Consider the following 13,278-nt stretch of genomic DNA (forward strand, 5'->3'; position numbering starts at 1 on the left):
CATCTTATACAAGATTTAAAATACAAGACTAGTTATACCTTTCTCTATTAAAAGATCATTATTATGTCTACTCAACATACTCAATGCATAAAATCTTTGTTTGGCTTCCATTAATTTATGATACGTGCCGTGTTCTTCAATTTTCCCATTATTCAATAAGACAATTTCATCATATCCACTAAGAATTGATTCATCCAGCCTATGAGTAATGGAAATTCTCGTAATGCCCTGCATTTCACTTAACATACACTCAAGGTCACTAGCTGTTTGATTGTCCAACGCTGAAGTCGCCTCGTCCATAAGTAATATAGGTGATTTTCTCAGGAGTGCTCTTGCTATAGAAATTCTCTGTTTTTCCCCACCTGAAAAATGGATTCCATTTTCTCCACATAATACATCAAAGCCGCCTCTGTCATGAATCAATTTCTGTAACATACTCTTCTTTATTACTTGCTCAAACTCATCTGTGTCACATTCACGAAACAATTTAATATTTTGTTCAATCGTATCATCAAAGATAAAACAGTCCTGATGAATAAAACTAACATTTTGGAAAATGGACTGATCACTTATTTTCTCAAGATCAACCCCGTCATACCTGATATTTCCTTCATACCCATCATAAAACCCAGTCAACATCTTTAATAAGGTTGTCTTTCCACTCCCACTTGTTCCTACAATGGCATAAGACTTTCCATATTCAAATTCAAAATTAATATCATCTAAAATTTTTTTCCCATCTACGCTTAACGAAAGCCCATTTAGAGAAATTTTATTACTGAAATTAGGGATATCAATTCTTTGAGTTTGATCCGTTTTTGCCTCTCCAATTTTATTGAAATTCATTAATAAAGCCCGACTGGCCTTCCTTTTGGTAAAACCGGTTATGAGTCTATTAATGGGAACTGTTACACAATTTAACAATTGAATGAAAGCCATAATCTCTCCTACTGTAATTTCTCCTTTCATTAGCTGCTGAGTACCCACAATAAATATGACTACAGCAACAAGAAAAGTTGAAATATCAGTAAGTGACATAATGAGTGACAACAGATTTTCGTATACCATTTTTGCTTTTTCCTGCTTGTTCGCCTTTGCCTTTGCCCTTTCAAAAATCTCCTTTTCGATGTTAAAGCTCTTAACAACCTGATTTCCAGACAATATATCTTTAATGAAAGATACATAATTTTTATTTTGCTCAGCCACTTCACCTTGTGCTTTTTGCATACGATTATTAAATATACTCGAAACTGCAAGTGGAATGATACAAGTGAGTAATATACTCAATGCAAGGAATGAATTAATGATAAACATCGCAAGCACTCCACCTACAAGCATAGCTAGCTGAACAAATATTTCCACGGTCCCTTTTATATAATCGTTTTGAATTATCGTTATATCATTTGACAATCGTGATATGTAGGTTCCATTACTCTCCTTGTTGAAACTTCTCATATCTAACCGCAAAATATTTTCAACAAGGGTATTTTTCAGGTTTAACGTTGCCCTTTTTGTATATAAATTTTTAACAGCATACCCCACATACATTCCCACTGCACCTAAAGGCAATAAAATAACGGAAACAGTAGTCACCTTAATGATATTGTCAATATCTTTATTAATAGAATAATCAATAAACTTTTGTAGTATAATTGCCAATGCAATAAACAGAATAGATGTCATGATACCAAGTAAGCAGGACAAAATAAATAAGCCTATATTCTTTTTGTATATGCTTTTTGAAATTTTTTCATTCATACTCTAAGCCCCCTTCTTGTTTCTAATTTCATTTAGAGCATGTCTAATTTACACTCCAATTGTTTATTGCTAGATCATGTGCATATTTCAGATATGTTGGGTGGGACCGCGAGCATATGCACATGATCTGGCATCATATGTCTTTTTATGACCCCTCCACCCGCATAGCGGGTGGTTTTACGGGTAAGATACAACATTAAATATTCTTCATGACATCATTAAGGAGCTCTTCTTCAATTGTAATGCCTGTAATGCGAGCAATTAGAGTACTATTTTGAATGTAAAAGTGCATGCTAACTCCAAAATCTTCAGACTCTATAATCTGTGTTTGTAAAAACATCTTCTCAAGTGATATGTCATCTCTACTTGCAAACTTATCAAGGACTCCCTGATAATTAATGATTGGAATGCGACGGGACATTTCATTAAAATCGTACTTTTGTGCTATAAGAAACAACTTTTCTGTAATTGCAGATTGATTAATACTCGATTTTTCTGATGTTGATAAAAGCTGTTTTTGCGTTTTACTTTTCCTATCATAAATTGAATAATCTAAATTTAAAGTTAGCCCCAACATTTCCTTATTGAATTCATCTCTGTTATGTGTCAAAACAGAAACAGGGATGTTATTTAATTCTTCAGGTAAGTCACTATACATAAGCCTTGATATAAATTCTACTGCTGTATTAATGGGTTGTTCGCTAAATTTCTGATATTGTAACTCATTTAGTTTTACATGAATTTCTGTAGACCTCTTAGTGTCTCGTCGAGAGACCAAATCAGCTGATTGTTTAGCAGCTTCAATATACTCTTCCATGTTAGACTCTTGAGCATCTGGAATTTCCAGTTCGTCAACTTTCTTTTTAATCATTTTGCAATATTCTATGAAAGAATAGTTATAGGGAGTGGTAAGTCTGTTGTTCAAAGTTTCATGAAGCATAACCTTAAACAAATCTTGTGAGACTCCATCCCATATTAAATGATGAATTGCACTAAGTACTAAGCAATGATCTGCATCTATTTCTACGATTAAAAATCTAGATAACAGCTTATCATCAGTTAGAAAACTCATTTCATTCACAATTTCTTTAAATTGTTCTGCAGATAACTCTAAGGTTCCTTTCACTACTGGAATTTCCCACTCATCTGAATAATCGTATTCTTCTAAATAGGTCATTTTTTGATTTAATTTCGTTCTTAATGCCCCATGCCTGGAAATTATTCCTCTGAGTGATAAAGAAGCGTTCTCTGCCGTTCCTTCTATTGTTATGATTTCAGTAATAATTTCTGTATCCGGTCGCAAGAAGTCCTCATGTCCTGTCAATACAGGACATTCTAAAGTAGAACGTGTTTTAATATAGTTATCTCCATAATAATTCAACTGTTTTTGTATCATGCACTTTAGATCGCCATCACGGTTATCACCAATTAATGTTTCATCTAATGGCATTTTTACTGTTCCTTTTCTGGTTAAACACGTTTCGACAACATCCTTAATTGCTCTTTCATATGCCAATACCAATGTTTGAGCATCCTCGTCAGTATACAATCCAGTATCATATATGATGTCAAATTCAAGTTGCCCATTTAAAACAGCCCCATTTAGAGACAATCCCATTCCTGATGAATTTTTTTCTGACATACTTCTTCCTAATGGCATTCCCGACATGGATATTCCTTCAATTCTGTCTATCTCGTTATCCAATTCTCCAAGATAATTGAATGTTATTGCTGCGCTCATCTCAAGTCCGCTATGCTCACCAAGATATCTCAAAACTCCATATCCAATTCCATGATTAGGGACCTGTTTCAATGTTTGTTTTGTCTCCAAAATGCTTTCTTCAACAGTATCTTTTGTCTCCAAAATAATAGGATATACACTTGTAAACCAACCAACTGTACGATCGATGGCGATCTCTCTATCTATTGTCTCTCTCCCGTGACCCTCCATTTCTATGGTTAGGTACTTAGAGTTTCTCCATTCTTTTACTGCAATGGTCAGCGATGCCAGTAACAAGTCGTTTATTTCTGTTTTATATGTCTTTCCAGCTTCGAGCAACAGCTTTTTCGTCGTTTCAGAGTCCACTTTCACTACTTTATTTTTATATTGACCACTTGCTGTTTGTGTACTCTTGAATGTCTCAGTACTATTTGATTTATCCGATATATTTTTCCAGTATGCTATTTCATCTGAAAGCACTTCACTCTTAGCATATTGTGTTAAAGCATTCGCCCATTCCTTGTACGAAGCCGTTTTCATTGGCAGCGTGATTTTACCTGTCTCTTGTATTTGTCGATATCCACTAAATAAATCCTCCAGCAGAATTCTCCATGATACACCGTCTATGACCAGATGATGTACACAAATTAGTAAATGATCTCCACTGTCTGAATGGAACAGCCCTACTTTTACTAAAGGCCCGGTGGCTAGGTCTATGCTTGCCTGTAATTTATCGCTGGCATACTCTATCTCTTTCGATACATCTTGCACTTTTGTATAATCTTTTTCATACCAATCATATAGCTTGCTTTCCTCTGTAGACAGCGTGATTTGACGTTGTCCGTCATATACATTTCTTAAAGCGTCATGATGTTTAATGATTTCAGTAATTGCTGTCTTTAAACTAGGTATGTCAAATGGCTCATCACTTCTTAACATTAAGGCCTGATTATAATGATTAGGTACGACGTGATTCTTATTGAAAAATTCTAGTTGTATAGGGGTTAATGGACTTTCCCCATTGATTTCTCCCTGTTCGTATACTTGATTTACTTCTCCCATTTGAATATTTTCCCCAATCTTTCTTGGGGTCTGCTGATACATTAATGCGGCGAAAGAAAGCTTATAACCTTTTTCCCGTAACTTCGAAACGGCCTTAATCGCTTTAATAGAATCTCCGCCAAGTTCAAAGAAACTGTCTTCTATTCCGACTGGAGATATTCCTAAGATTTCTTCAAATATGTCCGTAATGACTTTCTCTGTTTTAGTTCTTGGTGGCATATATTCCTGTCCTGCTAATGCATTTAGTTCTGGCAGTGCTTTTGCATCCAGCTTCCCATTTGGAGTCAGTGGCAAGGCATCAATCTGCATCATAAAGCCAGGTAACATATACTCAGGCAGTTTGTCTCTCAAATCATTTTTGATTTCAGACATATCCAGTTGCTGCTCTTGATTTGTCGGGATCAGGTAGGCACATATACTCTTGTCACCGCCTACTTCCAATGCAACAACGGCTACATCAGATATACCCGGCTGATTCCTTAGAACGCTCTCGATCTCGTACAACTCGATCCGATATCCTCGGATTTTAACCTGTTCATCTATTCTTCCCAGGTATTCCATCTCTCCGTTAGGCAGCCATCTCGCCAAATCTCCAGAGCGGTATAACTTCCCTTCGCCATATGGATTGTCGATAAACTTCTCCGCTGTTAATTCAGGCTGGTTTAGATAGCCTTTGGCTACTCCGTCTCCTGCGATGCATAGCTCACCAGGAACGCCTACACCACATAACTCCATCTCATTCAGTATATAGAGCTGCATATTGGCAATGGGATGTCCGATTCCTACACTTAAACCCTTATCTTTTTCGCTGGAATAGACATAGTCACAGCATCCTACAGTAGTCTCTGTAGGGCCATATTCGTTATGGATCTTGACGCTTTCACCCAATAGCTTCTGCGTTTTCCACGCCGTATCTGTGGTGAACTTCTCTCCACCGACAATCAGCGTTTCTAAATTCGGCACATATACGCCGTCTGCATAGGTTTCCAGCATTTTTAAATGTGACGGGGTAAGCTTCAGGAAGGTTACCCTGTTATCTTTGAATGCTGCACGCAGCCTTTCCTCCGCGTCTCCTCCCTTTAATAGAAAAGATCCACCACTAATCAGCGGTAAGAACAAGGACGTTACGGAAAGGTCGAAACTTAAGCTTGTCATTAATACCGTCGTACAAGCTTCCTTCTGGTATTCTTGATCTGCATACGACAAGTAATGATCCAGATTGCCTCGTGTCACCGCCACACCTTTGGGCTTTCCTGTCGTTCCTGATGTGTAAATCACATAGGCTATGTCACTTTTTTCAACAGCACACGCTGGATTTGTCTCCTTCTCACCCAGATCTTCAAGATTCATCGAGATGAATGGGACTTCCGTTTCCATAGTCTTCTCTCTTGTTAAAATGACCTTGGGTGCTGCATCGTTTAAGATATGCTCTATTCGTTCCTTCGGAGTCGCTGGATCAATCGGGACATAGGAAGCTCCACTCTTTAGCACGCCTAAAATGCCAATGATCGTTTCCGCTCCCAGTGAAGCCATGATGGCCACTCTATCATTGGGCTGGACACCTAACGAAATCAGTTCCCATGCCAATGCATTGGCCTTTCGGTTGACTTCTCCATAACGAAGTACTCCCGTTTCGTATTCGATTACCGTCTTCTCGGGTGTCTGTTCCGCATGTTTCTCGAATCGTTCTACTGCCGTATTATTCTGTGCATACTCCGTATGGGTATCATTGAAAACCGTTAGTATTCTTTGTTGCTCTACCTCACTGACCATGTGGAGTTCAGACAATTTCATTTCAGGGTTAGCAATCACCCTGTCCAGCAACACCTTAAAATGCTCCAGTATGACCTGTGCTGAAGTCTCGGTAAATAAATCACTGCAATATACCAGATCTAAAGCGTACCCCTCTTCATACGCTGTAGCTTGTAAATCCAAATCAAATTTGGCATCAATGAAAGGAATGCCCAGCATCTCTACCTGTGCTTCGCCCATCGCAAGATGGATTTCCTCGTTATTCTGCATGGTAAACATCACGTCAAACAGCGGATTGCGTGACAGATCACGGCGTACTTCTACTTCCTCTACCAATTCTTCAAACGGGTATTCTTGATTCTCATATGCATTCAATGCCAACTCTTTGATCTCGCTTAAAAATTCTAAGAACGTTTTTTCAGCCCTTGGATACCCTCTCATTGCCAGCGTATTGACAAACATGCCGGCTATTGTCTCGGTGTCCTGATGCACTCGGCCTGAGATGGGTGTTCCTACCACGATATCTTGTTGCCTGCTGTATTTATGCAGTTCTATCATAAATACAGCCAGTAAGGTCATGTAATCTGTCGTTCCCTGTTGTTTATTTATATTTTGAATGCCAGCTTTCTGCTCTCGGCTAAGCTGAACAGACACTTGGGCTCCTTTGTAGCTTTGGATTTTGGGACGTGGATAGTCCGTCACCAAATCCAAAACCGGTGCCTCTTCTTTGAATACTTCTTTCCAATAGTTTCTCTGACTCTCCAGGTTTCTGCCACGCATCCATTCACTATAATCCTTGTATTGGATTTCAAGTGGTTGTAATTCTTCACCGTTATACAATCGTGAGAAATCTTCGATTAATATATTTAGCGTCTGATGATCGGAAATAATATGGTGCATATCAAATAGTAAAATATAATTGTTCTGATTTCTTTCTTTGACTACTTTAAAACGCATGAGCGGTGCTGTTCCGATGTCAAACGGGCGTACAAATTGTTCCATGTCAGCGTCACTGTAGCTGTCGGTCTCTTCATATTCCACTTGGTAGAATACCTCGTCTGCAATGACTTGATATGCTCCTTCTTCGGTCATTACAAAACTTGTTCGCAGCGACTCATGACGCTTAATCAGACGATCTATGGCTTGTTGTATTTTTTCTACATCAAGGTTACCCGTTACTTCTAGCGCTGACGCCATGTTATATGCAGTACTGTTGCCTTCCATCTGATCCAGAATAAACAATCGTTTCTGTGTAGAGGATGCTGGATAAGCTTCTCTCTGTTCTGCTTGTGGTATTGGACTATATTCGCCTTCTCCCGCGGCCTCAATCTTTCTCGACAACATGACAGGAGTTGGTGAACTAAATATATCTTTGACTGGCAAACGAATCCCTGTCTTCTTCTCGATGGCATTAATGGCTGCCGTCGCTTTTAACGAATGTCCTCCCAGTTCAAAGAAACTGTCTTCTATTCCGACTGGAGATATTCCTAAGATTTCTTCAAATATGTCCGTAATGACTTTCTCTGTTTTAGTTCTTGGTGGCATATATTCCTGTCCTGCTAATGCATTTGGTTCTGGCAGTGCTTTTGCATCCAGCTTCCCATTTGGAGTCAGTGGCAAGGCATCAATCTGCATCATAAAGCCAGGTAACATATACTCAGGCAGTTTGTCTCTCAAATCATTTTTGATTTCAGACATATCCAGTTGCTGCTCTTGATTTGTCGGGATCAGGTAGGCACATATACTCTTGTCACCGCCTACTTCCAATGCAACAACGGCTACATCAGATATACCCGGCTGATTCCTTAGAACGCTCTCGATCTCGTACAACTCGATCCGATATCCTCGGATTTTAACCTGTTCATCTATTCTTCCCAGGTATTCCATCTCTCCGTTAGGCAGCCATCTCGCCAAATCTCCAGAGCGGTATAACTTCCCTTCGCCATATGGATTGTCGATAAACTTCTCCGCTGTTAATTCAGGCTGGTTTAGATAGCCTTTGGCTACTCCGTCTCCTGCGATGCATAGCTCACCAGGAACGCCTACACCACATAACTCCATCTCATTCAGTATATAGAGCTGCATATTGGCAATGGGATGTCCGATTCCTACACTTAAACCCTTATCTTTTTCGCTGGAATAGACATAGTCACAGCATCCTACGGTAGTCTCTGTAGGGCCATATTCGTTATGGATCTTGACGCTTTCACCCAATAGCTTCTGCGTTTTCCACGCCGTATCTGTGGTGAACTCCTCTCCACCGACAATCAGCGTTTCTAAATTCGCCACATCTACGCCGTCTGCATAGGTTTCCAGCATTTTTAAATGTGACGGGGTAAGCTTCAGGAAGGTTACCCTGTTATCTTTTAAAGCTGCACGTAACCTTTCCTCCGTATCTCCTCCCTTTAATAGAAGAGATCCACCACTAATCAGCGGTAAGAACAAGGACGTTACGGAGAGGTCGAAACTTAAGCTTGTCATTAATACCGTCGTACAAGCTTCCTTCTGGTACTCTTTATCTGCATACGACAAGTAATGATCCAAGTTACCTCGTGTAACCGCCACGCCTTTGGGCTTTCCTGTCGTTCCTGATGTGTAAATCAAATAGGCTATGTCACTTTTTTCAACAGCACACGCTGGATTTGTCTCCTTCTCACCCAGATCTTCAAGATTCATCGAGATGAATGGGACTTCCGTTTCCATAGTCTTCTCTCTTGTTAAAATGACCTTGGGTGCTGCATCGTTTAAGATATGCTCTATTCGTTCCTTCGGTGTTGCTGGATCAATCGGGACATAGGCGGCTCCACTCTTTAGCACGCCCAAAATGCCAATGATCGTTTCCGCTTCCAGGGTAGTCATGATGGCCACTCGATCATTGGGCTGAACACCTAACGAAATCAGTTCCCATGCCAATGCATTGGCCTTGCGGTTGACTTCTCCATAACGAAGTACTCCCGTTTCGTATTCGATTACCGTCTTCTCGGGTGTCTGTTCCGCATGTTTCTCGAATCGTTCCACTGCCGTATGATGCTGTGCATACTCCGTATGCTCCGTATGGGTATTATTGAAAACCGTTAGTATTCTTTGTTGTTCTACCTCACTGACCATGTGTAGTTCAGACAATTTCATATCAGGGTTAGCAATCACTCTATCCAGCAATACCTTAAAATGCTCCAGTATGACCTGTGCTGAAGTCTGGGTAAATAAATCACTGCAATATACCAGATCTAAAGCGTACCCCTCTTCATGCGCTGTCGCTTGCAAATCCAAATCGAATTTGGCATCAATAAAATGAATGCCCAACATGTCTACTTGGGCTTCGCCCATCGCAAGATGGATATCTTCGTCATTCTGCATGGTAAACATCACGTCAAACAGCGGATTGCGTGACAGATCACGGCGTACTTCTACTTCCTCTACCAATTCTTCAAATGGGTATTCCTGATTCTCATACGCGTTTAAGGCCAGCTCTTTTATCTCGCTTAAAAACTCCAGGAACGTTTTCTCGCCCCTTGGATATCCTCTCATTGCCAGCGTATTGACAAACATGCCTGCGATCGTCTCGGTGTCCTGATGCACCCTGCCGGAGATGGGTGTTCCTACCACGATATCTTGTTGCCTGCTGTATTTATGCAGTTCTATCATAAATACAGCCAGTAAGGTCATGTAATCTGTCGTTCCATTTTGTTTATTTATATTTTCAATTCCAACTTTTTGTTCTTTACTAAGTTGAACAGACACTTGTGCTCCTTTGTAACTTTGGGTTTTCGGACGTGGATAGTCCGTCACCAAATCCAAAACCGGTGCCTCTTCTTTAAATACTTCTTTCCAATAATCCCTCTGACTCTCCAGGTTTCTGCCACGCATCCATTCACTATAATCTTTGTATTGGAGTTCAAGTGGTTGTAACTCTTCACCGTTATACAATCGTGAGAAATCTTCGATTAATAGATTGAGCGTCTGATGATCGGAAATAATATGGTGCATATCAAATAGTAAAATATATTTGTTCCGATTTCTTTCTTTCACTACTTTAAAACGCATGAGCGGTGCTGTTCCGATGTCAAACGGGCGTACGAATTGTTCCATGTCAGCGTCACTGTAGCTGTTGGTCTCTTCATATTCCACTTGGTAGAATACCTCGTCTGCAATGACTTGAAGGGTTTCTCCTTCTGTCATGACAAAACTTGTTCGCAGCGACTCATGACGCTGGATCAGGCGATCTATGGCTTGTTGTATTTTTTCTACATCAAGGTTACCCGTTACTTCTAGCGCTGACGCCATGTTATATGCTGTACTGTTGCCTTCCATCTGATCCAGAATAAACAATCGTTTCTGTGTAGAGGATGCTGGATAAGCTTCTCTCTGTTCTGCTTGTGGTATTGGACTATATTCACCTTCTCCCGCGGCCTCAATCTTTCTCGCCAACATGGAAGGAGTTGGTGAACTAAATATCTCTTTTACTGGCAAACGAATTCCTGTCTTCTTCTCGATGGCATTAATGGCTGCCGTCGCTTTTAACGAATGTCCACCCAGTTCAAAGAAACTATCCTCTATGCCGACTGGAGATATTCCTAAGATTTCTTCAAATACATCTACGATTGCCTGCTCCGTCTTATTACTTGGTGGTACGTAGTTCAAACTTTCTAACATATCTGGCTCTGGCAGCCTAGTTTTATCCAGCTTCCCATTTATGGTTAGTGGAAATTCATCGATCTGGATCATAAAGGCAGGAATCATATACTCTGTTACTTCTTCTCTTACCGCTTCTTTAATTTGGGGTATACTTAGTTCCTGCCCCTTTTCTGCAATGAGATATGCACAGAGAATATCATTATTTCCAACTTCTTTTACAATAACGACAGCATCTGCAATATTACTCTGCTTTCTTAATACACTTTCAATTTCACCTAACTCTATCCTGTAACCACGGACTTTCACTTGTTCATCATCTATTCGACCTAAATACTCTATATTTCCATCTGGCTGCCAACGTGCTAAATCTCCTGTACGGTACAGTTTTCCTTCACCGAAGGGATTCTTAATAAACTTCTTATCTGTCAATTCTGGCTGATTTAAATAACCTCTTGCTAAACCATCTCCTGCAATACACAACTCACCAGGTATTCCAATCCCGCATAGCTCCATTTCATTTAGAAGATATACCTTTGTATTTGCAATCGGACGTCCAATGGAAATTGAAGTAGAGTCTGTATTCACTCTAAAACTAGTTGCATTTACAGTAGACTCCGTAGGCCCATATGTGTTAAGCACTTCTACTCTTTCCGCCCATTTTTTTAAGCTTTCTAGACTACCTGCCTCTCCACCTGACTCCAGCAAACGAAGCGTCGGTAATGCGTCAACACACAACCCGTCTATTAACTTAGGTGTCAATGAAGCTGTTGTAACATTATTTCGATCGATATATTTTTGTAGTTGCTCCATATCATAGGTTAAATGTTTTGGTACAATGCATAATGCCGCACCATTGCATAGTGCAGGGAAGATATCTCCCACCGCTTGGTCAAAAGATATATTTGCAAATTGCAGCACCGTATCCTTGTCGCTTAGTGCAAATGTCTCCTGATATGTGACCCACATATTGACCACATTTCGATGTTCAATTAAAACTCCTTTAGGATTTCCAGTTGTACCCGAGGTGTAGATACAATACACTAAATCATTAGACCTGTTAACGTGCAAAAGATTGTCCGTTTCATTAGCATAATTATTCTCATCTTCTAAATCTAATACTGGTATCTCTACCTTCCCTAGCAGCTTATTCTTATACGTCAATACAATCTTTGGACTACTGTCCTCCAGCATATAGTGAATTCTATTATCTGGATATTCAGGATTGATGGGTACATAAGCTCCCCCTGCCTTGATGATGGCTAATATCCCTACAATCATTTCCATGCTGCGTTCTGTCACTAGAGCCACTAGATCGTTTGGAGCCACTCCTAAATCCCGAAGAGTTCGCGCCAACTGATTTGCTCTTTCATTCAGCTCGGCATATGTCATCTTATTATCATCAAATTTAAGTGCAATATTTCCTGCTGTTTTCTCTACCTGATTCTCAAATAAGCTGACAGCTGTTTGTTCTCGAGAGTATTCTACATTCGTTGCATTGAAATCAACCAAGATCTTCTCTTGTTCTCTGAGATCAAGCATATGCAGATCTTTAAGCTTTTTGCCTGGATGTGTTATGGCTTCCTCAAGCAGCGTTACATAATGCCTTGCCATATATTCAATCGTTTCTTGTTTGAATAAATCTGTGCAATACTCAAAATCTATCTCATACCCTTCTGGCATACATTCAACCAGAACGGATAAGTCAAACTTTGAGACATTTCTTTTAATGAATGCACTTTTTCCGCCCAATAGGCCTTGCATTTCCGTCGGTTTTTTCTTTTCTTTTAATCCGAACATAAAATCAAAAATTGGATTTCTTGAGAGATCTCTTTTCTCCTCTACGGCTTCAACTAAATCTTCAAATTGGTATTCTTGGTTATCATAAGCCTGCAGACACTTCTCCTTCACAGCTAATATCAAATGCTCAAAGGTCTCATCCGGACTAACTTCTCCCTTGATCACCAGAGTATTGACAAACATCCCCAACATACCCTTAGTATCTGCATGAACTCGGCCTGACACGGTAGTTCCTACAATAATATCCTTTTGGCGACTATATTTGGCTAATAATAAAATGAACACAGATAGGGTAACCATAAATTCAGTAGCACCATGCTTTAGAGCTAGATTTTTAACCCCTGAGCTTAATGGCTCCTTTACCTTTGCTACAACATTGTCTCCCCTGAAAGACTGGATTTGAGGACGGAGGAAATCCGTCTTCAAATCCACCCTAGCAATTTCACCAGCGAATTCCCTCTTCCAATACTCTTCCTGTTTTGAGATGTCATAAAAATTCTGCCATACACTGAAATCTTTATACTGAACACGGTTAGAATTTTTATTCATAAGTT

2 protein-coding genes are annotated in these 13,278 nt (G+C 39.8%); both read right to left on the bottom strand.

Annotation, left to right across the window (positions count from 1 at the left end; translation table 11 throughout):
* Nucleotides 1–15: 15 nt before the first annotated feature.
* Nucleotides 16–1,758: an ABC transporter ATP-binding protein gene (locus NYE62_RS17980; protein ID WP_040238841.1), complete on the bottom strand. Its 1,743-nt coding sequence runs from the start codon at nt 1,756–1,758 to the stop codon at nt 16–18.
* A 196-nt stretch (nt 1,759–1,954) separates the two neighbouring features.
* A complete protein-coding gene (locus NYE62_RS17985; RefSeq protein ID WP_342497102.1) occupies nt 1,955–13,273 on the bottom strand; it encodes an amino acid adenylation domain-containing protein in 11,319 nt (3,772 codons plus the stop codon).
* Nucleotides 13,274–13,278: the final 5 nt, after the last annotated feature.

The sequence above is a fragment of the Bacillus sp. FSL K6-2861 genome (genome assembly GCF_038630725.1).
GTDB lineage: Bacteria > Bacillota > Bacilli > Bacillales > Bacillaceae > Bacillus > Bacillus velezensis.

Bases quoted from the DNA above. Each gene is read 5' to 3' on its own strand.
- NYE62_RS17980 (WP_040238841.1), bottom strand. From the start codon at position 1,758: ATGAATGAAAAAATTTCAAAAAGCATATACAAAAAGAATATAGGCTTA.
- NYE62_RS17985 (WP_342497102.1), bottom strand. From the start codon at position 13,273: ATGAATAAAAATTCTAACCGTGTTCAGTATAAAGATTTCAGTGTATGG.